This is a genomic window from Microbispora sp. H10949 (assembly GCF_014161435.1).
GTDB lineage: Bacteria > Actinomycetota > Actinomycetes > Streptosporangiales > Streptosporangiaceae > Microbispora > Microbispora triticiradicis.
The window spans coordinates 30,363-56,364 of the sequence record NZ_JABBWZ010000006.1 but is presented as its reverse complement, the minus strand read 5'-3'; the positions used below and the strand labels follow the sequence as shown (position 1 = coordinate 56,364).

Below are 26,002 nucleotides of genomic sequence, written 5' to 3'. Positions count from 1 at the left end.
GATAGACGCGACGCGCGGGCGGGTGCCCGCGTTCCACCCGTTCCCGCAGCCTGCGGGGCCGATCCGATGGGATTGGGGTCGGACATGGCGCACCGCGCACTGCACCGGATGATGGACGCGATCGAGGGCGAAGGCCGACTCGACCGGCCGGGCCATCGGCTCGAACAGGGTCTCGCGTTCACGGAGAACCTCCTCGGGGTCACCAGGGGCCGCGTCCGCGGCCTCCTGCACGGCGTATGGCTGGGACACCCCCTTCATCCGCTGCTCACCGACGTCCCGATCGGCTCGTGGACGACGGCGCTGGTCCTGGACCTCACCGGGCGCAGGCGGGCCGCGCGGACGGCCGTGGGAGTCGGCCTCGCCGGAGCGCTGGCCGCGGCCGTGACCGGCCTGCACGACTGGCAGCACACCCACGACAACGCCCGGCGGGTCGGACTGGTCCACGGCACGCTCAACGCGCTCGCCCTCGGCCTGTACGGCTGGTCGTGGTGGCAGCGGGGCCGGGGCCGCCATCTGCGCGGGCGGCTCGCCGCCCTCCTCGGCTATCCGGTGATCATGGTCAGCGGCTACCTCGGCGGGGCGCTCACCTACAACCACCGGATCGGGGTCGACCAGACGGACCGGCGGCTCGAACCACGCCGTTTCACCCGGGTGCTGGCCGAGCGCGAGCTGACGGACGGCAGGCCGCACCGGGCGCGGGCGGATGGCGTGGAGGTCGTCCTGGTCCGCTCGGACGGCCGCGTCCACGCCCTGGAGGACGCCTGCCCGCACCTGGGCGGCCCGCTGTCCCAGGGCTGGCTCCGCGACGGCTCCATCACCTGTCCCTGGCACGGCTCGGCGTTCGAGCTGCACAGCGGAGAGAGCCTGAACGGCCCGGCCGTCACGCCCGCGCCGTGCTTCCAGACCCGCGTACGCGACGGGTGGATCGAGGTGCGCCGGGCGCCCACGGTGGTCACCGCGCCGCCCGGAAGCGCCCTGGTCCACCAGCAGGAGGTGCGGCCATGAGAAGGCGGCCCGAGGTGCTCACCGAGGTGCGGGAGGCGCCGGAGCGCGAGAAGGCCACGCGGGTGCTCGTGGAGCACCACGAGGTGCTGCGCGGGCTCATGCGGCGCCTGCTGGCGACGCCGCGCTCCGAGCCAGGACGGCGGCGCGCGCTCGCCGACGAGCTGTTCGACGAGCTGCGGATGCACGAGGTCATCGAGGAGGAGATCTTCTATCCCGCGATGCGGGACGTCACCCCGGGCATCGCGGCCGCCTGGTCCGAGCACCGCCAGCTCAGCGACCAGCTCGCGGCGCTGGTCCGCGCCGACCCGCGGACCGGGCGGTTCGACCGGGAGCTGGGGGTGATGCACGACGCGCTGGAGTCGCACGCCCACCTGGACGAGGAACGGGAGATGTTCCCCGAGATCGAGCGCTTCGCGGACGAGGACCTGCTGGTCGAGCTGGGTGACCGGCTCCGGGACCGGCTGCGGCGGCTGCGCTCGTCACGGCGCACGCGGATGGTCCTCCGCCTGCAACGGGCGCTGCTGCGCCGGACCGCCCGATAGCGGCGAACGGCGGAGGTATACGGCGATGGCGCGCTACGACAGGCCGGCGCGGCGGGCGCGCTCCACGACCTGTCCGATGACCTCGGTGACCCGGTCGACGTCCTCCTCGGTGGACGTGTGACCGAGCGAGAAGCGCAGCGAGCCACGGGCGCGCACGCCGTCCTGACCCATCGCCAGCAGCACGTGGGACGGCTGGGCCACCCCGGCCGAGCAGGCCGAGCCGGTGGAGCACTCCACGCCCTTGGCGTCGAGCAGCATGAGCAGGGCGTCGCCCTCGCAGCCGGGGAACGAGAAGTGGGCGTTGGCCGGCAGCCGGTCCGCCGGGTCGCCGTTCAGCACGACGTCGGGGACGGCCCGCCGTACGCGCTCGACGAGGTCGTCGCGGAGCGCCGACAGGCGCTCCGCGGTCGCGGGCTGCCGCGCGACGGCGGTCTCGACGGCCGCGGCGAACCCGGCGATGGCCGGGGCGTCGAGCGTGCCGGAGCGGATGTCGCGTTCCTGCCCGCCGCCGTGCAGGACGGGGACGGGATCGACGCCGCGCGCCAGCAGCAGCGCCCCCACGCCCACGGGCCCGCCGACCTTGTGGCCGGAGACGGTCATGGCGTCCACGCCCGAGTCGGCGAACGAGACCGGAAGCTGGCCGACCGCCTGCACCGCGTCGGTGTGGAACGGGATGCCGTGCTCGTGCGCGATGGCGGCCAGCACGCGCACCGGCTGAACGGTTCCCACCTCGTTGTTGGCCCACATCACGCTCACCAGCGCGACGTCGTCCGGGTCGCGGGCGATGGCCTCGCGCAGCGTCTCGGGGTGGACCCGGCCCTGCTCGTCGACCGGGAGTAACTCGACCCTGGCGTCATGGTTGTCGCCCAGCCAGTGGGCGGGGTCGAGGGCGGCGTGGTGCTCGATCGCGCTGACCAGGATCCTCGGCCGCTTCCTCGCCCAGAACAGGCCCTTGATGGCGAGGTTGTCGGCCTCGGTGCCGCCGGCCGTGAACACGACCTCGCTGGGCCGGGCGCCGAGCGCGCCGGCGATCGTCTCACGCGACTCCTCGACGACCCGGCGGGCGCGGCGGCCCGCCGCGTGCAGGGAGGAGGGATTGCCCACCTGGCCGAGCTGGGCCGTCATCGCCTCGATCGCCTCGGGCCGCATCGGGGTGGTCGAGGCATGGTCCAAGTACGCAGATCCCATGACCCCTCCCCTGAACGGCTTTTCGTGCGCACCAAGCGTATCCGGGGAGAAGGGGAACACCGGAACGGTGTCGCGAGTTAACCGTCCAGACGGTACAGTAGGCGGCATGAGGAGGGTGGCATGAGGCGAGACGAGTTGCTCGACGCGGCCGAGGCCCTGCTGCAGGACCAGGGCGCCCAGGCCCTGACCCTGGCGGCGGTGGCCGAGCGCGCCGGCGTCAGCAAGGGCGGCCTCCTCTACCACTTCGCCAGCAAGGAGGCGCTCGTCAGAGGGATGATCGAGCGCCTGATCGCCGACTTCGACGCGCTGATCGAGGCCCAGGGGGAGAGCACCTACACGCGGTCCTACCTCGCCGCGACGTTCGAGGCGGTGGAGACCGGCCGGCTCCGGCGCTGGGCGGTGGTCACGGGCGCCGCCGGTGATCCCGCGCTGCTCGCGCCGCTGCGCGAGGCGATGGCCCGCTGGATGCGGCAGGGCCTGGACGACGAGCCCGACCCGCCGGCGTCCCAGATCGTACGGCTGGCCTGCGAGGGCGTCTGGGAGGTCGCCACCCACTGTGCGGCGATCATCGACTTCGCCGCCGTCCGCGCCAGGCTGCTCGCCCTGTTATAGGGCCCTTCTCAGCAGGCGCCGTCGCGGCGCTCTGGGGCACCTGTTTGCAACTCGCCCGCGCAACTCGCCCGCGTGACCCGTCCGCGCCCGCGCGGAGGTGACTCGTCCGCGCCCGCGCGGAATCCATGACGCGCCGCACCGGCGCGGACCGTGCCCACTACACCGAGCCGCACGCGCGCCTGGTGGTCGCCCTTCCTTCCGGCTGATGCCGTGAAAGGGCGACCTGCTGCTGTCTGCCCACTTCTCCGGGTTCGGAAACCCACTTGACACACATGGAAAGGAAGCTGTGATGACCCGCGCTTTGAGGAAGGCCCGTCACGGGGCAGTCCTCACCTTCGTCCTGGCCGGCCTGATGTGCGGAACGTTCACCGTGCGCCTCCCCGCGCTGGCCGACCGGCTCCGCCTGCCGGAGTCGTCGGTCGGCCTCGCCCTGCTCGGCTGGGGAGTCGGCGCGCTGCTGACGATGCAGATCATGCGCGTCGTGCTGGGCAGAGCCGGGAGCCGCGGCGTCCTGCGCGCGGCCGTTCCTCTGTGCGCGGCATCACTGGTCCTCGTCGCGCTCGCGCCGACCTTCCCCGCCCTGGTCGCCGCCACCGCGCTGTTCGGCATGGCGTTCGGCGCGGTCGACGTCGGCATGAACGCGCAGGGCTCCCTGGTCGAGCGCGCGTACGGCCGGCCGATCATGATCGGCATGCACGCGGGCTGGTGCGTCGGCGCGATCTCGGCGGGCCTGCTGGGCACGGCCGCCATCGCGCTGGGCCTGTCCCTCACCACCCACATCCTCCTGGTGGCCCTGATCTCGGCGCCCGCCGCGCTGGCCCTCAGCCGTACCCACCTGGCCGACCGCGCGCCGGAGACGGGCGCCGCACGGGAGAGCGGCCGGGCCCGGCGGAGGCTGCCGGGGGTCGTCTACCTGCTCGGTGCGATCACCTTCGCCGCTTTCATGGTCGAGGGCGTCGTCGCCGACTGGAACGGGCTCTACCTGCTCGGCACGCTGCACGCCTCCGAGGCGGTCGCCGCGCTCGGCTACCCGGTGTTCGAGGCCGGCATGCTGGTCGCGCGGCTCGGCGGCGACCGGCTGCGTGGACGCCTCGGCGCCCGCGCGCTCATCGCCCTCTCCGGCGGGGCCACGGCCCTGGCGTTCCTCGCCGTCATCGCCGCGCCGGTGACGGCGGCGGCCGTGGCCGGGCTGTTCTTCGTCGGGCTCGCGGTGGCGACGATCTCACCGATGGCGCTGTCGCTCGCGGGCACCGCGACGGCCGAGCCGGGCCCCGCGATCGCGCAGGCGAGCGCCATGGGCTACGCGGGACTGCTGCTCGGGCCGGTCGTGATCGGCTTCCTGTCCGCCGCGGCGTCGCTGCGGCTGGCCATGGGCGTGGCCGTCGTCCTCGGCGTCGTCATCGCCGCGGCGGGACGGCTGCTGCCCGCGTCCCGTACGGAGATCGTCCCGCTGCCCGCCCGGGACGGCGGCGAGGAGCCCCACCTGCCGCTGGCCGCCTGACACCCGCACCTACGCCCGGCCCGGGAACCGGCCGGGGAGCCGGCCGGGGACGTCCGGTCACCCCCGGCCGGCCTTGGCGGTCTCCTCGGCGAGGGTGACGAGCCGGTCCACGGTCTCGGGCAGCGCGCCGCCCAGGATTTTCTTCATGATGGGGGTCAGCACGAGCGCGGTCGGTCCCTTCACGACGACCTTGAAGGTCACCTCGCGCGTGCCGTCGCCGCGGTCCTCGATGGTGTGCTCCCAGTCCATGAAGGTGCCACCGGGCAGGAAGAACCGGTCGGTGTACCGGCGCATCGGGTCGCACTCGATGATCTCGAAGCGGACGGCCGACTGGCCCTTCAGCTTGACGTGACCGGTGGCGCCGAGGGCGAACGGCCCCTCGTCGAGGCGGATCCAGTCCAGCCCGTCGTCCCAGCGGACGCGCGCGGGAACGTCCTCCCAGAGGGGCCAGATGTGCTCCGGCTCGGCCGTGGTCTGCCGCGTGACCGTGATGAGGTGCGTGGTGCGCAGTTTTCCGAGCGCGGCCACCGTCGCGGCGATCACCGCCGTGCCGGCCGAACCGCGTATGAGCATCTTGATCGCGCTTGCCATCCGAACCATCCCCTCGAATCTGGTCAACTGTCTGTATCATACGTATGTATAAGACAAATTGCCAGGGATGGCGGTGATTTCAAGCGAGATCGCCCCACTACCCCCATACAACCTCATGAACGCCGGAAGCGGCGCCGCGTCAGCCGCGCGGCGCCGCTTCCGGTCCGGGTGCTACTTGCGCTTCTCGATCTCCTCGGTGAGCTGCGGGACGATCTGGAACAGGTCGCCCACCACGCCGTAGTCGGCGACTTCGAAGAGCGGCGCCTCGGCGTCCTTGTTGATCACCACGATCGTCTTCGAGGTCTGCATGCCGGCCCGGTGCTGGATCGCGCCGGAGATGCCGGCCGCGATGTAGAGCTGCGGCGACACCGTCTTGCCGGTCTGGCCGACCTGGAACTGGTGCGGGTACCACCCGGCGTCGGTCGCGGCGCGCGAGGCGCCGACCGCCGCGCCGAGGGAGTCGGCGAGCTTCTCGATGATCGCGAAGTTCTCGCCCGAGCCCACGCCCCGGCCGCCGGAGACCACGATCGCGGCCTCGGTCAGCTCGGGCCGGCCGCCCTTCTCCTGCACGACCCGCTCCACGATCCGCGCGGCGCGGGCGGCGTCCGACAGGGCGACCTCCACCTTCTCCTCGGCACCGGCCCCGGCCGCCGCGACGGGAGCGGTGCTGTTCGGCCGGACGGTGATGATCGGAATGCCCCTGGTCACCCGGCTGTGGACGTTGACGCCGCCGCCGAAGATCGACTGCTCGGCGACGAAGCCCTCGCCGACGCCCACGGCGTCGGCGATCACACCGGAGTCCGTCTTGATCGCGAGCCGGCCCGCGACCTCCTTGCCCTCACCGGTGGCCGCGAGGAAGACCGCGGCCGGGGAGCGCTCGGCCACCAGGTGCGCGAGCACCTCGGCCTTGGGCGCCGCCACGTAGTCGCCGATCTCGTCGGCCGCCGCCACGTAGATCTTCTCCGCGCCGTACTCGGCGAGCCTGGCCTTCGCGCTGTCCGAGTAGCCGGGGCCGGCCCACACCGCGGCCGGTGTGCCCAGCGACCGGGCCAGGGTCAGCAGCTCGAAGGTGACCTTCTTGACGTCGCCGTCGACGTGGTCGACGAGAACCAGGATCTCACTCATCTCGCAGCCCCTCAGATGAACTTCTTCGACGCGAGGAACTCGGCGGCCCTGGCGCCGCCGTCACCCTCGTCCTTGATCACGGTGCCCGCGGCCCGGGGTGGGGCGGCGGCGAAGTCGACGACCTCGCTCCAGGAGTTGGCGAGGCCCACCTGGTCGGCCGCGATGTCCGCGTCGGCGATGCCGAGCGTCTCGACCGGCTTCTTCTTGGCGGCCATGATCCCCTTGAACGACGGGTACCTCGGCTCGTTGATCTTCTCCACGACGGACACGACGGCCGGCAGCGAGGCCTCGACCTTGTCGTAGCCGTAGTCGGTGATCCGCTCGACCCGGATGGCGGTGCCCTCGACCTCGACCTTGCTCGCCAGGGTGAGCTGGGGGGCGCCGAGCCGCTCGGCCAGCATCGCGGCGAGCATGCCGGTGCGGGCGTCGGTCGACTCCGAGCCCAGGATGACCAGGTCGAAGCCGATCTTCTTCAACGCCTGGGAGACGGCGTAGGAGGTGCCCAGGGCATCCGAGCCGTGCAGCGCGTCGTCGTGCAGGTGGACCGCCTTGTCCGCGCCCATCGCCAGGGCCTTGCGGATGGTCTCGGTGGTCTTGGCCGGGCCCATGCTCAGGACGGTGACCTCACCGCCGTGGGCCTCCTTGAGCCGCAGCGCCTCCTCGACCGCGTACTCGTCGAGCTCGTTGACGACGCCGTCGGCGGCGTCGCGGTCGAGCGTCTTGTCATCGGACCTCAGCTTGCGCTCGGTCGCCGTGTCGGGGACCTGCTTCACGCAGACGACGATGTTCATGGCCGGTGGCCGACCTCCCCTTTCCGTACGGCTGACGCCGCGGTTTCGGTACGTGGCGCGGGGTACGCGCACGTGCTGCAAGACTGCCAGGTGCTCGCGGGCGCGGTTGCGCAGGTGGCCCGGGTGTCGAGCATGTCCCTGGTCCCCCACGCACAATGTTACCCATCGGTAGCTTAGGTGCAAACCTCCAGGTCTTTACGGCCGCGTCCTTCGGTCGAGGAATTCCCAGAACCCGGTCACGCCCACCCCACCCTACCGAACTATGTTCCAGAAGCCCTCGGGGAGGTCCCTGTCGCCGGGACCTCGGGTGCGGGCCCGCGAGCGGAAGGCACGGCGGTAGGCGCGCCCCCGAGTTCCTCCGCGCGCTGTCCCCGCATCTCGGGGGAACCGCGTCCCCAGCACTGCGCGGCGCCGCCGGAGACCGTACCCGACCGGCGGACTATAGCGAAATACATCATCGCTCTGTATAGGACGAAACAGACTTCGCCGACTTCTCCGGGTGAACTGAGTGCTGTTCCGAAAAGGCACCCGGGCATGAGCCCAAGGGGGGAAAGGAAGGGCGATGAACAGAATTCTCCGATGGGCGGCGGCACCGCTCGCCGTGGCGGCGCTGGCGGGGACGACGCTGCTGCCGGCCGCATCGGCGTCGGCCGCGACGGGCGCGACGGCCATGACGACGTACACGATCGAGCTGATCTCCCTGACGTGCAACAAGAAGCAGGACGTCGACAAGGACGAGCCGCAGCTGTTCATCGACGGGGTCAGCAAGTTCGGGCCCGGCAGCATGAAGAAGGGCGACACGGCGATCCTGACCGGGAGGTCGGCCACCTTCACGGGCACGGCCACGATGGAGCTGTTCGAGGTGGACAACGGCCAGGACGACTTCCTCGGCAGCGCCCAGGTCACCTCGGCCCAGGCCGACGGCAACGTCCACGTCGCGACATTCGACTTCCGCAATCACGCGAAGTACACGCTCCTGTACGAAGTCACGTCCTGACGCGTCGTCAGCACCGACCACCTTGGCGGGCGCCGGAGAGAATTCCGGCGCCCGCCGTTCGCCGCGACCCGGATTGGACGCATTTCTCGGCATTAATGCCTATAAGTGACCTTGAAACGCATATACCATCGGGCCACTCGCACGGGGTCACGCCGACGGGGGTCGCGGATGGACGAGTTGCAGGTGCGCGTGCTCAAAACCTCGTCTCTGACAGCCGGGGACGGCTCCGCCGTGCCCGTGCGGTCGGCGAAGGCGAAGGCCGTGCTGTTCTACCTGGCGGTGGAGGGCACACCGCAGACGAGACCGGCCCTCGCCGGGCTGCTGTGGGGTGATCGCGCGGAGGCGAACGCACGCGGAAGCCTCCGGCTCGCCCTGATGGAACTGCGCCGGGCCGCCGGGAGCCACCTTCTCGTCGACCGGACCCACGTCGCCTTCGACCGCGGCCGTCCGTACTCGCTGGACTGGACGGACCTGGTCGAGAACGGTTCGGTGCCCGCGGACTACCACGGCGGCTTCCTGGACGACCTCGTGGTCGCGGACGCCCCCGCCTTCGACGACTGGGTCGCCGGACGCCGGCGGCAGGCCGGGCACGCCGCGGCGCAGGCGCTCGGCGAGCGGGCACGGGCGGCCTGGAACCGGGGCGACTGCGACGGCGCCGTACGGCTGGCGCGCCGGGTCCTCGCCGTCGACGGGCTGGACGAGAGCGCCCACCGGCTGATCATCGAGGTCATGTCGGCCACGGGCAACCGGGCGGGCGCCCTGACGCAGTACGAGGCGTGCCGCCGGAGCCTGGACCGCGAACTCGGCGTCGCACCCGATCCCCGCACCCAGGCGCTCCGGCAACGGATCGCGCTCGGCGGGCCGTCCGCTCACTCACCGGGTGCGCAGGCCGCCGCGCCGCTCCGCGAGGGTCCGCGGGGTGGTACGGCCACACGGCGGCTGCCCCGGCCGCTGACCCGGTTGATCGGCCGCGAGGCCGAGATCGAGAACGTCCGCGCGAAGCTGCGCGACCGGGAGGTGCGGTTGCTCACGCTGACCGGACCGGGCGGCGTGGGCAAGACGAGGCTGGCCGTCGCCGTCGCCGAACGGCTCGACGAGGAAGTGCTGTTCGTCTCGTTCGCGTCGGTGAGGCCGCAGGACACCACGGCGCAGCCGTACGACATCACCGCGGTGGCGGCCGTCAGCGGGATGGCCGGCGAGGTGGACGTGGTCGCGACGACGCTGGCGGAGGCCGTCGGCGTCGACCTGACCCCACCGCGGCCCGCCCGCGATCTGCTGCTCGCCGCCGTACGTCACCGCGACCTGATCCTGGTGCTGGACAACCTGGAGCACCTGCCCAGCGTGGCGCCGCTGGCCGGGGCGATCCTGTCGGCCGCGCCCGCTGTACGGATCCTGGCGACCTCCCGGCGCAGGATGGGAATCTGCGCCGAGCACGTCCACGAGGTGCCCGCGCTGTGCGGCGCCTCGGCGCGGGCGCTGCTGCTGGAACGCGCCAGAGCCCTGGTGCCGGACATCGCCCCCGACACACACGCGCTCGACCGCGTCTGCCGGGCGGTCGGCGGGCTGCCACTCGCCGTCGAGCTGGCCGCGACGCTGACCCGGGCGATGACCTGCGCGGAGATCGCGGAGCATCTCCACCCGGGCGGTCCCGCGGCCCGCGCCGCGCATGCTCCGGCGGACCTCCTGGTGCATCCGCAACCGGCGGCGACCACCCGGCACGCGAGCATGAAGCAGGTCTTCGACACCTCCTGGCGCCTCCTCACCGCCGTCGAGCAGCGGGCGCTGGCCGCCGTCTCGGTGTTCGCCGGCGGTTTCACGCTCGCCGCCGGGATCGAGGTCGCGGGCACCACCGCCGTGGTCGTCGCGAGGCTCATCGACCACTCACTGGTGCGCCGCGACCACGACGGCCGACACCGCGTCCACGAGCTCGTGCGGCAGTACGCGGTCGCACACCTCGCCGACGAGTCACCCCGGGCTCGCCACGCCGCCTGGTACGCCCGGTTTCTCCAAGACCGGGCGGGTCGGCTTCGCGATTACGCCGACACGGCCGTGCTCGGCGAGATCGAGCCGGAGATCGACGACGTCCGGCAGGCCTGGCGGCACGTGGTCCACGGGCCGGCCGATCAGGACCGGGCGGCCTTCGCGGAGAGCTACTGGACGCTGTGCCTGCGCAGGCACTGCTACGCCGAAGCGCTGTCCGTGGCCCACGACATGATCGCGGCCGTACGGCCGGAGGACCGGGCGGCGTCGGCACGGTGGCACCGGCTGGCGGGGTTGGCGCACTTCCAGTTCGAGCGCGGCGCGGAGAGCCTGACGGCCTTCAGGAGGGCGCTGGCGATCGCGGACCGGCCGCTGCCGTCGACCTGGGCCGAGAAGGCGAGTGCGGTGGCCGGGGGGCTGGCGCGCCAGGTGATCCGCCGCACCACTCCCCTCAGCGGACGCGCCCGGACGGGGCCGGCGCGCGAACTCGCCGCCGAGGCCGCGCGCACCCTGTCCGTCCTCGCCGAACTCGGCTATCACCGGCAGGAGCAGGGCACGATGCTGCTCAGCGTGGTGCGCCACCTCGACGCGGCGGAGCGGGCGGGCGGCCCGGTCGAACGCGGCGAGGCGTATGCGAACGTCGCCGTCGTGGCCGCCCTCGCCGGGTCCGAGGCGGTGGCCCGGCGCTACGGCCGCCTCGCCGACGAGCAAATCGCCACGGTGCCGGACCCGGTGGTGGTCTCCCGTGCCCGTCTCGCGCGCGGGCTGCGGCTCATCACGGAAGGGCGGTTCGCCGCCGCGCACCGGGTCCTCACGCTGGCCCGCCGGCACCCCGCCGATCCCCGGCTCGCGGAGCACTGCCTCGGGCTCCTCGCCGATCTGGAGATCCAGCGAGGGTGCTACGCGGCCGCCGCGCAGCTGATGGCGGCGGTGGCCGAGACGTCGGTTACGCGGATGGGCGAGACCGTGTCCGGTTACTGGGGGCTGACCGGGCAGGCGGAGGCGCTGCTGCGGCTCGTCGATGGCGACCCCGCAGACGTGAGCGCGGTCCTGAAGGCCGCCGAGGAGGCGACACTGGCGTTGCCGGTACTCGGCGAGGACCACTTCGCCCGGGCCGGCGCCAAGATCCCGGCGATCCAGCGGCTGCGGCTCGGCGTGGCACGGGCCCGGTTCCACCTGCTCGGCGACGACGTGCCCGCCGCCCGCCTGGCGCTGGACGACGCGCTGCGTACGGCGGACCGGCCGGACATGCCGCTCAGGGGCACCCTGGAGGCGTGGGCGGGGCTGGCCGAGGTGCTGTGGGCGCTGGAGGCGGACGACCCGGCCGTGCGTGAGGTGGCGCGCCACATGTCCCGGCTGGCTCGCCGTACCCCGTCGGCGGCGGCCCGCATGGGCTGGGCGACGGCGCTGACGCACGAGGTGACCGGACGGCGGCCGAGGGCCCGGCTGGCCGCCGGACGCGCTCTGGCCGCCGCTCGCCGTCTGGGCATCGCCTTCGACGAGGCCAGGTCGCTCGAAGTCCTGGGCGAGACGGAGGAGGCCGCCCGGATCCACGCCCGCCTGGGCACCGCGCCGGTCATCCGGCGTCGCTGAACACCGGTGGTCGCACCGGGAGGCGGTGTCCTGAGCGGCGCCGCAGGGCGTCGACGTTCCGGATGACGATCTCCCGGCGGCCGGTCTCGATCCAGCCGTGATCGCGAAGCACGCGCAGTGCCTTCGCCGTCGCGATCCGGGACGAGCCGGTCCAGCCCGCCAGTTCCTCCTGCGAGAGCGGCAGGGTGATCCTCAACCCGGCGGGGCACCGCGCGCCGTACCGGTCGGCGAGCTCCACCAGCCGTCTGGTCACCCGGCCGAGCGTGTCGACCGAGTGGAACTCGACCAGCTTCTCCTCGGTCTCGCGTAATCTCCGGCCGAGCAGGCGTACCAGGGAGCTCATGACATGGGGGCGGGCCCGCAGGCAGGCGGCGAACGACAACGAGGGCAGGGACAGCACCGTCACCGGTTCGAGCGCGGCGGCCGACACGGGCCGCTCCCGTTCTCCCAGCGCCGACAACTCCCCCAGCAGTTCTCCCGGCCCGAGGATCCACAGCAGGACCTCGGTCCCGGCCATGGTCGAGCAGGTGACCTTCACCCTGCCCGACCGCAGCACCAGCACCTGGTCCGCCCCATCGCCCTCGCGGAACAGCACCGCACCGGCGGGCCAGTGCCGTACGCGCCCGCCCAGGTCCGCCAGTTCCTCGTCCCACCGCTCCACCGCGTCTCCTCCCCTCCGCGCAGAGGATGGCAGAGGTGACGTCAGCGCATCGTTTGCCGGGCGTTAGCGGCCGCCCGAGCCCTCAGCCGGGGACGGGAAGGGCGGCAGCGGGGTTCAGCTCGCGAACACGAGCATGACGAGGATGAACACCACGGTGCCGACGGCCATGAGCAGCGTCGTGGTGCTGAACAGCGTGCTGAGCAGCGCCCAGACCCCGACGGCGCCCGCACCGCCGGCGGCGTCCACCACGAGCCTGCGCCGCCGCGACCGTGCCAGCAGCACGAACCCCGCGTCGGCCACCAGGGCGATGCCGTAGAGGACCAGCAGGAGAAGCGACACCTCCGGGAGGTTCGCCCGCGCGGCGGCGGCGAACAGGCCCACGACCACCGCGGAGCCCACGACCCAGCGGCGGTGCAGCTTCTCCCGGCGAGCGGCCCGCGGGTCGTCCACCTCCGCCCGCTTCGCACTCCGGTCGGGCCGCCGATCACCCGGCCGCCACTCGCGGGTGGACGCCTCGGAGAGGGCCCGCCGCGAGGCCTCGAAGCCGTCCGGCATCGGCGCGGCCTCGTTCAGGCGGCCGGCCAGCCCGGCCGTCTCCGGACGGGCCGCCGGATCGCCGCTCAGGCACCGCTCCACCAGCGGGACGAGCCACGACGGCACGCCCGACAGGTCGGGCTCCCGGTGCACCACCCGATAGGCGACGGCCGCCGCGGGCCCCGTCCCGTACGGCTGCCGCCCGGACGCGGCGAAGGCCACCGTCGCCCCCCAGGCGAACACGTCGGCCTCCGGCCCGGCGTCCCGGCCCTCCAGCACCTCCGGGGCCAGATAGCCGGGCGTCCCCACCACCGCGCCCGACGCGGTCACCGACGCCGACTCCAGCGCGCAGGCGATGCCGAAGTCGATCACGTACGGCTCTCCGTCGGAGACGATCACGTTGGCCGGCTTGAGATCGCGGTGGACGACCCCGGCCGCGTGGATCGACTCCAGCGCCTCCGCCAGCCCCAGCGCCAGCCGCAGCAGGGCCGCGCCGGTGACCGGCCCGTCCTTCGCCACCACCGTGCTGAGCGGCCTGCCCTGCACGTACCGGGTGACGATGTAGGGCCGCTCACCCGACAGCGAGGCGTCGAGCACCTCGGCGACGTGCCGCCCGCGCACCCGGCGCATGGTCTCCACCTCGCGCGCCAGACGGGTGATCGCGAACGCGTCGGAGGCGACGTGGGGATGCAGGATCTTGACGGCGACCGTGCGCCCGTCGGCGTCGAGCGCGAGATGGACCTCCCCGAACCCTCCCGACCCGAGCGTGGAGATCAAGCGATAAGGACCGATCTCTTCCGTCGTGCCCATTGCGTCTCCCGCTTCGCTCGTCGGGGCGGGGATCAGGTCCAGAAGGTCAGGAAGCCCAGGCCGATGCGGTCCATGATGTCGCCCACGACGCCGCCGATCAGGTTGACGACGGTGTCCTCACCCTTCCGTTGGAGATCCCCGACGATTTTGTCGATCGCCACCGACGGCGGCCGCCAGGGGACCCAGGAGGCGTCCGCGGACAGCGCCGTCATGACCGCGAACAGCGCGACCATGCCGACCACGATCGTGACGATCATGCCCGCGCCCGGGCTGCGGATCACCGCGGTGAGCGTACGGGCCACGGCCCTGCGCGGGGCCTTGCCGCCGGGCAGGAGGAACAGCCCGGCGACGAAGGCGCCGGCCGCGTAGGCCGCGGCGGGGTCGGGACGCACTCCGCCCAGGTAGTGGAAACCGCCCCAGCAGCACATGGCGAACATCACGGCCAGCGGCACCTGTACCACCGTGGCCAGACCAGCCCTGATCAGCGCCCACGGCGTGCCGAGCACCGCGAGGAGCGGGTCTGCGCCGCTGCTGCCCCGCGCGGCCCGGCGGTCGGCGAGGTCGCCGAGCAGGTACTGCCCCACCCGCAGGCACAGCGCCGCCACGGCGGCGAGCAGGCTCACCACCACCGGCAGCAGGCAGGCCAGCGCCACGAGCGTGGCCAGCAGCAGGGCCGCGAGCACCGGATGCCGCGCGCGGTAAGGAGCCCGCGGGGGCTCCGGCGGGTAGGGCGCGGCCGGTTCCGGGGCCGGCGGCCGCGCGACCTGCGGCTCGGGATAGCCCGCCACCCGCTGGTCGGTGTGCGGCTGGAAGACCGCCGGCTGGTACGGCGGCGGAGGCGGGCCCCCCTGGCCGTACGGCGGGGCCTGCGGGTGCGCCGGAGGCGGCGCGGACACCGGGCGGCGCTGCTTCGGCGCCCGGGGCTCCCGGTAGGGCCGCTCCGGCGCCACGTAGTTCACCGGCGGCAGCAGGTCGGAGTAGCTGTCGTCGTCCGACGGCAGCATGCTGGTCCGGCCTCCGTTGCCGCTGCCCTGGCCGCTGCCGGGGGCCGTCGTCTCGTCGAGCAGACGGGTGCCGTCGAGGACCCTCGTGCCGCCGTCCTGCGGTGTCTCCCGCAACACGGTGACCGTGGGGTCGAGCGACCGGGTGAGCCGCAGCAGCGACGCGGCGGTGGGACGCGACGCGGCGTCGGACGCCAGCGCGAGGCGGAGCCAGCCGCGCAGCCAGACCGGCGCGAGATCCACCTGGGCCTTGCCCTCGAGGATGTTGTAGCAGACCGACTCGAACGTGCCCGAGCCGAACGGCGGCTTGCCGGTGACGCCGAAGAACACCGTGGCCGCCAGCGCGTGCACGTCGGCCGCCTGGGTGATCTGGGTGTCCCGGATGATCTCGGGGGCGAGGTAGCCGGGCGTGCCGACGAACATCCCGGTCTGGGTGAGCCGCGTCGCGTTGACGAGATGGGCGATGCCGAAGTCGATGACCAGCGGCTCGCCGTCCACCAGCATGACGTTGGCCGGCTTGAGGTCGCGGTGGATCACGTCGGCCGCGTGGATGGCGACCAGGGCCTCGCACAGGCCGCGGGCGAGCCGGACCACGGCGTCGCCCCGGAGCGGGCCGTCCTCCAGCACGGTCTGCTCCAGGGTCCGCCCGGGGGCGTACCGCGTGACGATGTACGGCGCGGCGCCGGTCAGGTCGGCGTCGAGGACCTCGGCGACGCGCCTGCTGCGCACCCGCCGCATGGTCTCGACCTCGCGGGTCAGCCGGTCGCGGGCCTTGAGATCGGAGGCGACGTGCGGGTGCAGGACCTTGACCGCGACCTCGCGCCCCTCCGCGTCCAGGCCGAGGTGGACCACCCCCATGCCGCCCTCGCCGAGCTGCCGCAGCAGCCGGTAGGGGCCGATCCTCTCGGGAGCCTCAGTAGCCGACATCTCGTCCCCCGTCACCCATACCCCGCCTGGTTCCGCAGGTCCCTGAGCCGATCAAGTACTGACAGAACGTCGATAGGGCCCCAGAAGTGCCCTGCTGTTTGTTTACCCAGGAGGGCGGCGAGCGCGATCGCCGCCGTGAGCACCGCGACCGCGCCGATCCCCCAGGCGAGCCCCTGCGCCGCGCCGTCGCCGGGGGCGAGCGAGGCGAGGGTCCGCCGCATCTGCCGGCTCGGGCCGGTCACCCCCGGCCCGGCGCACAACGTCCACAGCGCCACCGCGACACCCCAGCTCAGCGCGGCGAGCAGGGGCGCCGACCCCACGAGCACGGTGAGCGCCAGCGTCACGGCCAGCCCCAGGACCAGCGCGTACGGCACGAGCGCCAGCGTGATCGCGGCGGACCTGACGAGCGCCGCCGGCCGGCCCAGCACCCGCAGCACGTCCGTGGCCGCGGCGCCCGCCGCGCGGCGCGTGTTCAGGTGCGCCTGGTCGAGGTCGGCGGCGCGGAGCAGCACCGCGACCGGCACGGCCACCAGGCAGACCAGCATCGGCGCGACGACCGCGAGGCTCGTCATCACGACGAGCAGCAGCGCGCTCGCCACGCCGTACGCCCTGGAACGCTGGAGCAGCCCGCCGGGCGGGAACGGCGGCACGGTCGGCGGCGGCACCCGGACCGTCGGCATGTACGCCACCGGATTCTGCTGGTGGGCGTTCTGCTGGTTGGGGTTCTGCTGGGGCGGATAGTGCTGGTGGATGTGCGGCGTCTGCTCGTAGATCTCGGGCGCGTGCCCGAAGAGGGCCTGGTCGCGGGCCGCGACGTCCCGGTGCCCCGGCCCGGGCGAGCCCGCCTCGCGCGGGGCCTGGCGTGGCGGCGCCGGGTCGTGCGGCAGGGCCGTCCCCCCGGTGACCGCCTGGCGTACCTCCTCGGAGGTGACCCGCCGCGTGGGGACGTCCCCCTCCGGCCGCAGCATCGGCGTGGGCCACTCGTCGGGCCCCGTGGCCGACCGGCCCGCGCCGGCTCCTGTGCCTGGGCCTGTACCGGCTCCTGTGCCTGGGCCTGTGCCTGGGCCTGTGCCAGGACCTGTGCCGGGGTGCGGGCCGGGGCGGTGCGGGGGCATCCGGGTGGGGATGTCGCCCTCCGCCGGCGCCCCGAGGCCCGCCTTCCGCAGGTCCTCCCCGGTGACCCGCACGGTCGGGAAGGGGTCGCCGCCCTGACCCGCCACGGGCGTGTCCCGCAGCAGGGAGACGAACTCCTCCGCCCGGTCGGCGGGGCGGGACGGCGTGACCGGAGGCGTCGCCACGGGCGCGACCGGAGGCGTCACCGCCGGCCCGGTCGCCTGTGGCCGCACCGGCGGCCGGCCGCCGAAGTCGGGCATCCGCTGGCTGCCGGTGTCGTCGACGTTGGGCACCGTCATGATCTCGTCGGGCACCCGCGGCCTGCCCCCCGCGCCCTGCGGCATCAACCGGCCGACCTGCCGCACCAGCTCGGCCGACGTCGGCCGTCTGGCCGGATCGCGGTTGAACGCGGCGCGCAGCACCGGCTGGATCGGCGCCGGAGCGGCGTCCACGTTGGCCCGGCCGGAGGTGATGTTGAAGAAGATCATCTCCAGCGTGCCCTTGCCGAACGGCGGCTGGCCGGTCGCGGCGTACAGCACGGTGCCTGCCCAGGCGTGCACGTCGACCTGCGGCCCGGCCTCGTGGCCCTCGATGATCTCCGGGGCGAGGTAGCCGGGCGTGCCGATGAACATCCCGGTCTGGGTGAGCCGGGTGGCGTCCACCGCCTGGGCGATGCCGAAGTCGATGAGGACCGGCTGGCCGTCCAGCATCAGCACGTTGCCCGGCTTCAGGTCGCGGTGGATGACCCCCGCGGCGTGGACGGCGGCGAGCGCCTCGGCCACCCCCATGGCGATCTTGAGCACACCGTCGAGGGGCAGCGGGCCGTCCTTCTTGACGATCTCGTCCAGCGCCCGTCCCGGCACGTAGCGCGTGACGATGTACGGCCGGCGGCCGGTGACGTCGGCGTCGACGACCTCCGCGATGTGCCGTCCGCGCACCCTGCGCATGGTCTCGACCTCGCGCGACAGCCGCCTGCGCGCCACGTCGTCCCCCGCCACCTCCGGGCGCAGGACCTTGACCGCCACCTGCCGGCCCTGCGGGTCCAGGGCGAGGTGGACCACCCCCATGCCACCCTCACCGAGCCGCCGGAGCAGCCGGTACGGGCCGAGTCGGTCGTCTTGATTCATCGCCTTAGCACCATACCGACTAAAAGAACGCCCATGAGTGAACCATCGCGCCACATCTCCGCTCAGCACAACGGAGAAAGGACGCGAACGGTTTCCGGGCGGGCGATCACATGGTGAGCGCGAGGACCTCGCCCCGGGTCGCCGCGACCAGCGCCTCGCCGGAAAGCGCCAGCTTGGAGCGGCGGACGCCGCTGCCGATCACGACGAACGGCCGCCTGGTCACGTTTTCGTCAACGAGCACCGGCCAGCCGTCGGGCAGCCCGATCGGGGTGATGCCGCCGTACTCCATGCCGGTCAGTTCGACGGCCTCCGCCTGCGGGGCGAAGGACGCCTTCCTGGCGTCCAGGTGACGGCGTACGACCCCGTTGACGTCCGCCCGCATCGTGGCGAGCACCATGACGGCCGCGTACCTCGTCTCCCCGCCGCGCCTGGCGCTCACGACGACGCAGTTGGCCGAGTCCTCCATCGCCACGCCGTACCGCTCGCAGAAGGCCGCGGTGTCGGAGAGGCTAGGGTCGATCTCGGCGACCCGCGGCGGCACGCCGAGCGAGGCGACGGCCTTGGCCACCGGATCGGCGAGCAGATCCGGCCGCTCGGAGACGGGAACCCAGTCGAGTGGCATTCGGTCCTCCTTGACCGCGCGCGGGTGCAGTTGGGGTTTCGGGTGCCTTGTGCCGGGGGGTCAGCCGTACCGGCCGCTGCCGGAGGCGACCTGTCCGCCGATCATGGAGAAGAGCCCGAACAGGGCCATGATCTCGTGGTAGTCGCCGGTGCCGAACTCGGTGTGCCGGGGGTCCGCGAGCCGCACGCCGGGGATGATCGCGCAGGCCGCCGCGATGGCGGTGGAGTTCCACTCCACGCCCAGGGTGTACGGCGGCTCGACCACGTAGGGCCGGAAGTCGGCCAGCCGGCCGAGCGCCCGCGCCGTGCCCTCGCGGATCCGCCGCCAGGCGACGGCCGGGGGCAGCAGCTCGGCGGAGAACCTGTCCACGCCCTTCTTCACCGCGACGGTCTCGACGTCGCCGAGCAGTTCCCGCGCCTCCTCGCAGACCGCCTCGTCGCCGGCGACGAGCGCGACCGGCACGCCCATCGACCCCGCGAACCCGGCGACCAGCCGGGTCTCGCCGCAGATCTCGCCGTTCAGGTAGACGTTCTGGATCTCCTTGCCCATCCAGGTGTGGTTGAGCACGCCGTGCGCCACCCCCGCGCGGGCGTGGTAGCCGGCGAGGCAGGCGGCGTCCATGCCGGCGACGAGGCCCTGCCCCATGCGGTGCGGCTTGCCCGGCCCCCTGATGAGGGTGGCCCGCTCGTCCAGCAGGTCGATCCTGAGGTTCTTGGTGGACCCGTGCGCGTCGTTCACCAGCACGGACGCGGCGCCGGCGTCGAAGGCGCCCTGGACGACCGCGTTGGCGTCCCCCGTCATCAGCTCGCAGCCGCGCTCGTAGCCCCGGCCGCCGTGGTGCATCTCCTCGGGGTCGGTGAGGCCGGTGACCCCCTCCATGTCCACCGAGAGGTAGATCTTCATACCGCCGTCCATGCCTCCACCTGGCGCTGCTCGTCCGCGGTCATGAGCCCGATGTGCTCCCGCATGTAGGCGCCGACCTCCCCGCGCCAGGGCTCCGGCGTCTCGTCGATCGCGGGGGGATAGCAGCGGTCCATCCAGCGGGTGGACTCCACCGTCGCCCGGAGATGCTCCGCCGCCGTGGCGAACGGCGTGGTCTCGATGCCCGGCACCCGCGCGCAGCCGTACTCGATCGTCTCCTGGCCAGGGTACGGCGGCGGCTGCTGCCAGGCGCGGGCGGGGACCGAGCGGGCGGTGAGTGTCGTCTTGAGCGGGCGGCCCTCGACGGCGGCGAGGATCAGCTCCTTACGCAGGCACTTGCCGCACTTCTGGCATGGTCCTGACATGTCACCACGCAGACACCAGCGCACCAGATGCGCCAGGTCGGAGCCCAGCGCCATGCGCATGGTCACGGGCTCGCTCACCCCGCCCACCGGGAGCACCAGCGGAACCCCGGCGGCGGCGTACAGCCGGCCCCACGGCCCGTGCGTCGCCCACATGGGGTTGTCCGATGCGAAGCGGTCGGCCTGCCGGCCGCTGTCGAGCCATCGCGACCCCATCTCGTAGCCCAGGGCGACGCCGCCCAGATCCAGGTCGTCGGCGAGGAGCAGCGCCCCCACGGTGACGGCGTGGTGCTCCGGGTAGCCGGGCCGGGGACGGCTGAGCAGGAACTCCAGGTCTGACGGGACGATGTGGAGCTCCCGGCCGGAGCGCCGGGCGAGATCCGCGAGCACCTCGGCGCGGTAGTGCGTCCACCGGTTCGGCACGCGTGGGTGGCTCACCCGCTGGAAGTGGACGAAAGGCGCGTCGGGGAATATCGCGGCCACGGCCATCGAGTCGGCGCCGCCGCTGTAGGAGACGGCCAGGCGGGTGCCGCTTCTGGCGTCCTCTCCCACCGGCCCGGCGTCCACCCCCCATCCCGTACGCAGCGCCTCGGCGAGTCCCGGGGAGATCGGCCGGTCGAAGGTCACCCGGCGGCGGGTCCACGGGGCGACGACCGTCCAGGCGGACAGCGCGAGCAGGTCGGGGTGGGGGGACCCGCCACCGGCTCCCGTGTGGACGTGACAGGAGTTCGTCCGCAGTTCGACCGGGGTGCCGTCGGTGCAGGCCCCCGTGGTCTCGTCCTCGGGGTCGAGCAGGAAGACCAGCCGCCACACGCCCTCGTCACGCGTCCATGTCACCCGCATGACCGGCTACCCCACGCGCCCGGAGTCGCCCACGCGCGCCGACAGGTCGTCGATCGCCTGCCAGATGCGCATCTCGTTCTGCAGCAGCGTGTCGACCGCCTCGGCGGTCTCGGTCGCGAGGCGGTGCGCCTCGGCCGCCTTCGGGTCGGCGGCCGCCCTGGCCGGCGCCGCGTTCCCCCGCCGCAGCCGGTCGATCTCGTCGCGCAGCGCCACGACCTCCCGGCGGAGCATCTGCACCTCCCACAGGGCGTCCTTGAGGTCCTGCCGGTGATCGGGTTTGGTGACGTACCGCGAATCGAGCCGGGACAGCAGCGCCCGGCGCAACCGCGACGGGGTCAGGACTCGCAACCGCATCATGAACCGCCACGATAGCGGCATTTTGGAGCGATCTCGGCTCAACTCCGGAGGCGGTCTCAGCGGCCGGTGAAGGTGGGACGGCGTTTCTCGGCGAAGGCCGTCATCCCCTCCCTGGCGTCCTCGGTGGCGAACAGACCGGAGAACTGGAGCCGCTCGATCTCCAGGCCGGTGTCCAGGTCGGTCTCCAGGCCGTGGTCGACGGCCAGCTTGGCCGCCCGGATCGCGGCGGCCGGTCCCCCGGCGAACGTCGCGGCGAGTCCGAGCGCCGCCGGATAGACCTCCTCGTCGGGAACCACCCGGTCCACCAGGCCGATGGCGAGCGCCTCCGCGGCGGGCACGTGCCGCCCGGTGAAGATCAGGTCCTTCGCCCTGGCCGGGCCGACGAGCCGGGGCAGGCGCTGGGTGCCCCCCGCGCCCGGGATGATCCCCAGGTTGATCTCCGGCTGGCCCAGCTTCGCGCTCTCGCCCGCCACCCGGAGGTCCGCGCACAGCGCGAGTTCGCAGCCGCCGCCCAGGGCGTAGCCGGTGATCGCCGCGATGACGGGCTTGCCGATCCGGGCGACGGCGGTGAAGCAGTCCTGCAGCGCACGCGAGTGCACGGCCATCTCGGCGTAGGACATGACCGCCATCTCCTTGACGTCGGCCCCGGCGGCGAAGACGCGCTCACCGCCGTACAGGACGACCGCGTGCGCGTCCGGATCGGCGTCCACGAGCCGCGCGGCCGCCGCGATCTCCTCCTGGACCTGCCGGTTCAGCGCGTTCATCTTCGGCCGGTCGAGCCGGATCGTGGCGACGTGCCCGGAGGTCTCGACCCTGACGAATTCACCTTCACCCATGAGCCTCACCCTAAGACCCCCGCCTCGGGACGGAGATCAGCGTCCGAGCGGCAGGGGCTGCCGGGGAGCGCCGGCCGCCTGCGCCAGCACCTTGCGGTACACCTGCTCGTATCCCTGCACCATGACGCGCAGGTCGAAGTGCCGGTCGACGCGGGCGCGCACCGCGTGCGGGTCCAGATCGGAGACCGCCTCGATCGCGGCCGGCAGTTCGGCCGGCGTGTCGCGGACGAACCCGGTCACCCCGTCCACCACGATCTCCGGGACCGCGCCCCGGCGCAGCGCCACCACCGGCGTGCCGCAGGCCATCGCCTCGATCATGACCATGCCGAACGGCTCGTCCCACAGCAGCGGGAGCACCAGGCACCGGGCCCGTGAGAACAGCTCGCTCTTGAGGGCGCAGTCCGCCTCCCCCAGGTACTCGGCGCCCGGGCCGAGCAGCGGCGACACCCGCCGGCGGAAGTAGGAGAGCTCCCCCGGCTCGGCCTGCCGGCCGACCAGCAGGATGCGGCGGCCCACCGCGCGCGCCGCCTCGACCGCGAGGTGCGCGCCCTTGTCGGGGCTCATCCGCCCCAGCCACAGGACCCAGTCGTCCTTGCGCTCCCGGAACGGCCACGCCGCGGCGTCCACCGCGTTGTGCACCCGCCCCACCCAGTTGAGGTCGGGCGCGCAGGCGCGCTGGGCGGCGGAGATGGCCACCAGCGCCACGTCCGGCCCGAGCCCGCGGTAGTAGTCGCCGAGCTCACCCCCCACGTCGTTGTGGCAGGTGACGATCGTCGGCACGAACCGGGCGGCGGCGGTGAGCGGCCCGGCCAGCGAGTGGTCGTGGACGACGTCCACGTCCAGGCTCCGCAGCAGGCGGGCCGCGCCGGCCGCGTGCACCACCTCGGGGAAGGGGTCGCCGATGCGTGCCGAGGGCGGCTCGTCGTAGGTCCGCAGGTCCACGGTCCGGCCGGCCCCGATCACGGTCACCCGGTGGCCCCGGTGCCGTAAACCCTGGACCAGCCCGTGCACGACCGTCTCGATGCCGCCGTACGCCCGGGGCGGGACGTCGTACCACGGCGGCGCGACCATCCCGATGTGCAGCGCCTGTGCCATGGTGCGGGTCTACCCCCCTCACCTGCGGCGAAAGCAGGATGAGGGGGACGACCCGCGCCTAGGCGCAGGGGTCTAACGCAGGGTGCCGTTGGTCATCCCGACCGGCTCCTCCGGTACGGCGACCAGGCCCAGCTCCGCCGGGGACGCCATCAGCGGGTGGGACGGGACCACCCGCACCGAGTAGCCGAACGCGCCGGTGCGGTCCAGCGGCACGGCGCCGGTGTAGTGCGCCCGGCCGTCGTCGCCCACCGAGTCGGCCTTGAGCGTCACGTAGCAGGGCGCGAGCAGTTCGTCGTGCGCCCCCACGCGGCCGTACGCCGCCTCGACCCGCACGTCCTCCGCGGACAGCTCGCCGAGGGCGATCGTGGCCCGCAGCTCCAGCTGGGCCCCCAGCTCGGGGGTGTCTCCCACGCCGGCCGCCTCCACGTGCTCGACCCGCACACCCGGCCACGCCTTGACCACGCGCAGCTTCCAGGCGGCGAACAGCCGGGCGTTGTCGTAGCCGTCCGCCGCGAGCACGCGGGCGCCGGCCGCGGCCGGGGTGTAGAGGTCGGTGACGTAGTCGTGGAGCATCCGGCCGGCGAGGACCTTCGGCCCGAGCGAGCTGAGCGTGTGCTTGACCATCTCCAGCCAGCGCCGCGGCAGGCCGTCGGCGGCCCGGTCGTAGAACCGGTCGGCCACCTCGCGCTCGACGAGGTCGTACAGCGCCGTGGCCTCCAGCTCGTCCCGCCGCTCGGGGTCGTCCACCCCGTCGGCGCTGGGGACGGCCCAGCCGTTGGTGCCGTCGTACCACTCGTCCCACCATCCGTCGCGGATGGACAGGTTGAGGCCGCCGTTGAGCGCCGCCTTCATGCCGGACGTGCCGCACGCCTCCAGCGGGCGCAGCGGGTTGTTCATCCACACGTCCGACCCGGTGACCATGAGCTGCCCGAGCGCCATGTCGTAGTCGGGCAGGAAGACGATGCGGTGCCGCACGTCCTCGGAGTCGGCGAAGCGCACGATCTGCTGGATCAGCTTCTTGCCGCCCTCGTCGGCGGGGTGCGCCTTGCCGGCGATGACGATCTGGACTGGCTTGTCCGGATCGAGCAGCAGCCTGCGGAGCCGGTCGGGCTGGTTGAGCATGAGGGTGAGCCGCTTGTAGGAGGGCACCCGCCGGGCGAAGCCGATCGTCAGCACGTCCGGGTCGAGCGCCTCGTCCACCCAGGTCAGCTCGGCCTCGGTGGCCCCGCGCTGGCGCCACGACTTCCGCAGCCGCCGGCGCGCCTCCTCCACCAGGCGGGCCCGGAGCGTGCCCCGGATGCCCCAGATGTCGGCGTCGGAGAGCTTGCGCACGCCCTCCCAGCCCTGCGCCTTGTCGATCAGCGACGGCAGCTCCTTGCCGGCGAGCTCCATCATCTCCCGGCCCACCCACGTCGGGGCGTGGACGCCGTTGGTGATCGAGCCGATCGGCACCTCGTCGACGTCGAAGCCCGGCCACAGTCCCTGGAACATCTCCTGGCTGACCTTGCCGTGCAGCTCCGACACGCCGTTGACGCGCTGGGCCAGCCGCATGCCCATGACGGCCATGTTGAACACCGCGGGGTCGGACTCGGGCCCCTCGGGCTCGGCGCCGAGCTCCAGGATCCGGTCGACCGACACCGTCGGCCAGGCGTTCGAGCCGCCGAACTGGCGGGCGATCATCTCGGCGGGGAACCGGTCGATGCCCGCGGGCACCGGCGTGTGCGTGGTGAACACCGTCCCGGCCCGTACGGCCTCCAGCGCCTCCTCGAACGACAGCCGGGCCTCGGTGAGCTCGCGGATGCGCTCCAGGCCGAGGAATCCCGCGTGCCCCTCGTTGGTGTGGAACACCTCGGGCTCGGGGTGCCCGGTGATCCGGCAGTAGGCCCGGATGGCCCGCACGCCGCCGATGCCGAGCAGCAGTTCCTGCATCAGCCGGTGGTCGCCGCCCCCGCCGTACAGGCGGTCGGTCACGTCCCGGGCGACCGCGTCGTTCTCGGCGACGTCGGAGTCGAGCAGCAGCAGCGGCACCCGGCCGACCTGGGCCACCCAGACCTGGGCGTGCAGGGTGCGCCCGCCCGCGAGGCTGATCGCGACGCGCGCCGGCGCCCCGTCCTGCTCCTTCAGGAGCGTGAGCGGCAGGCCGCCGGGGTCGAGGGAGGGGTAGTGCTCAAGCTGCCAGCCCTCCGCCGACAGCGACTGGGTGAAGTACCCGTGCCGGTAGAGGAGACCGACGCCGAGGATCGGCACACCGAGGTCGCTGGCGGCCTTGAGGTGGTCGCCGGCGAGGATCCCGAGGCCGCCGGAGTACTGCGGCAGCGCGGCGGCGATGCCGTACTCGGGCGAGAAGTAGCCGATCGCCTTGGGGGCGGCCTCCAGCGACTGGTACCAGCGGGGGGCGGTCATGTACTCCCGCAGGTCGTCGGCGGCGTCGGCCAGGCGGCGCAGGAAGCGCCGATCCTGGGCGAGCACGCGCAGCCTGTCGGCCTCGACCGCGCCGAGCAGCGCGACGGGGTCGTGGTCGACACGCTCCCAGACCTCGGGATCCACCTCCGCGAACAGGTCCATGGTCTCGGGGTGCCACGACCAGCGGAGGTTCTGGACCAGCTCACCCAGAGGTGCGAGCTGCGAGGGAAGAACGGTTCGGACAGTGAACCTGCGGATAGCTCTCACGAGGTCAGACCCTAGTTACTCAGCGCCACGACGCGCGACCGAAAACATACCTGTCGTACTGCGGATCGAGTTCTTCGTTGAACGCTTTCACCCCCAGCATGCAGGTTCAAACCTCACCAAAGTACCCTTGACCTGGTGATGTCCATGCCGGACGATCTAGCCCGGCACCAGTGATCGATCTCCAGGCGTCGTCGCGCC

At 73.1% G+C, this 26,002-nt stretch carries 21 protein-coding genes; 6 read left to right on the top strand and 15 right to left on the bottom strand.

The window, feature by feature from the left end; translation table 11 throughout:
* The first annotated feature begins 84 nt into the window (after positions 1–84).
* Positions 85–1,005 (top strand): non-heme iron oxygenase ferredoxin subunit, encoded by a 921-nt coding sequence (locus HHX40_RS16730; protein WP_220499227.1) that lies wholly within the window; start codon positions 85–87, stop codon positions 1,003–1,005.
* On the top strand, positions 1,002–1,547 hold the full coding sequence (locus HHX40_RS16725) for a hemerythrin domain-containing protein (RefSeq protein WP_182881347.1): 546 nt from the start codon (positions 1,002–1,004) through the stop codon (positions 1,545–1,547). Before HHX40_RS16730 ends, HHX40_RS16725 begins: the two co-directional genes overlap by 4 nt.
* 33 nt (positions 1,548–1,580) lie before the next feature.
* On the opposite strand, the gene HHX40_RS16720 is transcribed toward HHX40_RS16725, so the two are convergent.
* Positions 1,581–2,735, bottom strand: coding sequence for a cysteine desulfurase family protein (locus HHX40_RS16720; RefSeq protein ID WP_138463153.1), 1,155 nt, complete (start codon positions 2,733–2,735; stop codon positions 1,581–1,583).
* Positions 2,736–2,855: 120 nt separating this feature from the next.
* On the opposite strand from HHX40_RS16720, the gene HHX40_RS16715 reads away from it, so the two are divergent.
* Both HHX40_RS16715 and HHX40_RS16710 read left to right on the top strand, forming a co-directional pair.
* The gene (locus HHX40_RS16715; protein ID WP_182875348.1) at positions 2,856–3,347 is read left to right on the top strand and encodes a TetR/AcrR family transcriptional regulator; all 492 of its coding nucleotides are present in this window, start codon (positions 2,856–2,858) and stop codon (positions 3,345–3,347) included.
* 289 nt (positions 3,348–3,636) lie between these two features.
* Positions 3,637–4,848, top strand: coding sequence for an MFS transporter (locus HHX40_RS16710; RefSeq protein ID WP_182881346.1), 1,212 nt, complete (start codon positions 3,637–3,639; stop codon positions 4,846–4,848).
* Between the two features lie 57 nt (positions 4,849–4,905).
* On the opposite strand, the gene HHX40_RS16705 is transcribed toward HHX40_RS16710, so the two are convergent.
* The 3 genes from HHX40_RS16705 to HHX40_RS16695 all read right to left on the bottom strand — a co-directional run bounded on the left by HHX40_RS16705 (position 4,906) and on the right by HHX40_RS16695 (position 7,355).
* Positions 4,906–5,439, bottom strand: coding sequence for an SRPBCC family protein (locus HHX40_RS16705; RefSeq protein ID WP_182875346.1), 534 nt, complete (start codon positions 5,437–5,439; stop codon positions 4,906–4,908).
* A gap of 171 nt (positions 5,440–5,610) precedes the next feature.
* Complete coding sequence (locus HHX40_RS16700) at positions 5,611–6,564, bottom strand: electron transfer flavoprotein subunit alpha/FixB family protein (protein WP_182881345.1); 954 nt, start codon at positions 6,562–6,564, stop codon at positions 5,611–5,613.
* 11 nt (positions 6,565–6,575) lie between these two features.
* A complete protein-coding gene (locus tag HHX40_RS16695; RefSeq protein ID WP_111698838.1) occupies positions 6,576–7,355 on the bottom strand; it encodes an electron transfer flavoprotein subunit beta/FixA family protein in 780 nt (259 codons plus the stop codon).
* Positions 7,356–7,917: 562 nt separating this feature from the next.
* Here HHX40_RS16695 and HHX40_RS16690 point away from each other — a divergent pair.
* Entirely contained in the window at positions 7,918–8,352 is a 435-nt protein-coding gene (locus HHX40_RS16690) for a hypothetical protein (RefSeq protein ID WP_182881344.1), read from the top strand.
* 168 nt (positions 8,353–8,520) lie between these two features.
* The gene (locus tag HHX40_RS16685) at positions 8,521–11,925 is read left to right on the top strand and encodes an ATP-binding protein (RefSeq protein WP_182881343.1); all 3,405 of its coding nucleotides are present in this window, start codon (positions 8,521–8,523) and stop codon (positions 11,923–11,925) included.
* Here the strand turns inward: HHX40_RS16685 and HHX40_RS16680 are convergent.
* The 11 genes from HHX40_RS16680 to glgP all read right to left on the bottom strand — a co-directional run bounded on the left by HHX40_RS16680 (position 11,909) and on the right by glgP (position 25,804).
* Positions 11,909–12,586, bottom strand: a complete 678-nt coding sequence (locus HHX40_RS16680; RefSeq protein WP_310738141.1) for a Crp/Fnr family transcriptional regulator — start codon at positions 12,584–12,586, stop codon at positions 11,909–11,911. The two genes, HHX40_RS16685 and HHX40_RS16680, sit on opposite strands and share 17 nt — an antisense overlap.
* A gap of 114 nt (positions 12,587–12,700) precedes the next feature.
* The gene (locus HHX40_RS16675; protein WP_182881342.1) at positions 12,701–13,930 is read right to left on the bottom strand and encodes a serine/threonine-protein kinase; all 1,230 of its coding nucleotides are present in this window, start codon (positions 13,928–13,930) and stop codon (positions 12,701–12,703) included.
* Positions 13,931–13,962: 32 nt separating this feature from the next.
* Complete coding sequence (locus HHX40_RS16670) at positions 13,963–15,858, bottom strand: serine/threonine-protein kinase (RefSeq protein ID WP_182881341.1); 1,896 nt, start codon at positions 15,856–15,858, stop codon at positions 13,963–13,965.
* Positions 15,859–15,869: 11 nt separating this feature from the next.
* Entirely contained in the window at positions 15,870–18,098 is a 2,229-nt protein-coding gene (locus HHX40_RS16665; RefSeq protein ID WP_182881340.1) for a serine/threonine-protein kinase, read from the bottom strand.
* A 106-nt stretch (positions 18,099–18,204) separates the two neighbouring features.
* Positions 18,205–18,720, bottom strand: coding sequence for a YbaK/EbsC family protein (locus HHX40_RS16660; protein WP_182881339.1), 516 nt, complete (start codon positions 18,718–18,720; stop codon positions 18,205–18,207).
* 60 nt (positions 18,721–18,780) lie between these two features.
* Positions 18,781–19,623 carry a M55 family metallopeptidase gene (locus HHX40_RS16655; RefSeq protein ID WP_182881685.1) on the bottom strand — a complete coding sequence of 281 codons (843 nt, stop codon included), beginning with the start codon at positions 19,621–19,623 and terminating at the stop codon, positions 18,781–18,783.
* Positions 19,620–20,846 (bottom strand): DUF6395 domain-containing protein, encoded by a 1,227-nt coding sequence (locus HHX40_RS16650; RefSeq protein ID WP_182881338.1) that lies wholly within the window; start codon positions 20,844–20,846, stop codon positions 19,620–19,622. The genes HHX40_RS16655 and HHX40_RS16650 overlap by 4 nt, the downstream gene beginning before the upstream one ends.
* Positions 20,847–20,852: 6 nt before the next feature.
* Positions 20,853–21,203, bottom strand: coding sequence for a hypothetical protein (locus HHX40_RS16645; protein WP_111698846.1), 351 nt, complete (start codon positions 21,201–21,203; stop codon positions 20,853–20,855).
* 56 nt (positions 21,204–21,259) lie between these two features.
* A complete protein-coding gene (locus tag HHX40_RS16640) occupies positions 21,260–22,039 on the bottom strand; it encodes an enoyl-CoA hydratase/isomerase family protein (RefSeq protein ID WP_182881337.1) in 780 nt (259 codons plus the stop codon).
* 36 nt (positions 22,040–22,075) lie between these two features.
* Positions 22,076–23,134, bottom strand: coding sequence for a glycosyltransferase family 4 protein (locus HHX40_RS16635; RefSeq protein ID WP_182881336.1), 1,059 nt, complete (start codon positions 23,132–23,134; stop codon positions 22,076–22,078).
* 72 nt (positions 23,135–23,206) lie between these two features.
* Positions 23,207–25,804: an alpha-glucan family phosphorylase gene (gene glgP / locus HHX40_RS16630; protein ID WP_182881335.1), complete on the bottom strand. Its 2,598-nt coding sequence runs from the start codon at positions 25,802–25,804 to the stop codon at positions 23,207–23,209.
* Between the last annotated feature and the right edge of the window lie 198 nt (positions 25,805–26,002).

Excerpts from the sequence above, each read along its gene's own strand:
- HHX40_RS16670 (WP_182881341.1), bottom strand. The coding sequence starts at position 15,858 with ATGTCGGCTACTGAGGCTCCCGAGAGGATCGGCCCCTACCGGCTGCTG.
- HHX40_RS16635 (WP_182881336.1), bottom strand. The coding sequence starts at position 23,134 with ATGGCACAGGCGCTGCACATCGGGATGGTCGCGCCGCCGTGGTACGAC.
- HHX40_RS16685 (WP_182881343.1), top strand. The coding sequence starts at position 8,521 with ATGGACGAGTTGCAGGTGCGCGTGCTCAAAACCTCGTCTCTGACAGCC.
- HHX40_RS16645 (WP_111698846.1), bottom strand. The coding sequence starts at position 21,203 with ATGATGCGGTTGCGAGTCCTGACCCCGTCGCGGTTGCGCCGGGCGCTG.
- HHX40_RS16730 (WP_220499227.1), top strand. The coding sequence starts at position 85 with ATGGCGCACCGCGCACTGCACCGGATGATGGACGCGATCGAGGGCGAA.
- HHX40_RS16690 (WP_182881344.1), top strand. The coding sequence starts at position 7,918 with ATGAACAGAATTCTCCGATGGGCGGCGGCACCGCTCGCCGTGGCGGCG.
- HHX40_RS16655 (WP_182881685.1), bottom strand. The coding sequence starts at position 19,623 with ATGAAGATCTACCTCTCGGTGGACATGGAGGGGGTCACCGGCCTCACC.
- HHX40_RS16710 (WP_182881346.1), top strand. The coding sequence starts at position 3,637 with ATGACCCGCGCTTTGAGGAAGGCCCGTCACGGGGCAGTCCTCACCTTC.
- HHX40_RS16715 (WP_182875348.1), top strand. The coding sequence starts at position 2,856 with ATGAGGCGAGACGAGTTGCTCGACGCGGCCGAGGCCCTGCTGCAGGAC.
- HHX40_RS16660 (WP_182881339.1), bottom strand. The coding sequence starts at position 18,720 with ATGCCACTCGACTGGGTTCCCGTCTCCGAGCGGCCGGATCTGCTCGCC.
- HHX40_RS16705 (WP_182875346.1), bottom strand. The coding sequence starts at position 5,439 with ATGGCAAGCGCGATCAAGATGCTCATACGCGGTTCGGCCGGCACGGCG.
- HHX40_RS16725 (WP_182881347.1), top strand. The coding sequence starts at position 1,002 with ATGAGAAGGCGGCCCGAGGTGCTCACCGAGGTGCGGGAGGCGCCGGAG.
- HHX40_RS16720 (WP_138463153.1), bottom strand. The coding sequence starts at position 2,735 with ATGGGATCTGCGTACTTGGACCATGCCTCGACCACCCCGATGCGGCCC.
- HHX40_RS16640 (WP_182881337.1), bottom strand. The coding sequence starts at position 22,039 with ATGGGTGAAGGTGAATTCGTCAGGGTCGAGACCTCCGGGCACGTCGCC.
- HHX40_RS16675 (WP_182881342.1), bottom strand. The coding sequence starts at position 13,930 with ATGGGCACGACGGAAGAGATCGGTCCTTATCGCTTGATCTCCACGCTC.
- HHX40_RS16650 (WP_182881338.1), bottom strand. The coding sequence starts at position 20,846 with ATGCGGGTGACATGGACGCGTGACGAGGGCGTGTGGCGGCTGGTCTTC.
- HHX40_RS16700 (WP_182881345.1), bottom strand. The coding sequence starts at position 6,564 with ATGAGTGAGATCCTGGTTCTCGTCGACCACGTCGACGGCGACGTCAAG.
- HHX40_RS16665 (WP_182881340.1), bottom strand. The coding sequence starts at position 18,098 with ATGAATCAAGACGACCGACTCGGCCCGTACCGGCTGCTCCGGCGGCTC.
- HHX40_RS16695 (WP_111698838.1), bottom strand. The coding sequence starts at position 7,355 with ATGAACATCGTCGTCTGCGTGAAGCAGGTCCCCGACACGGCGACCGAG.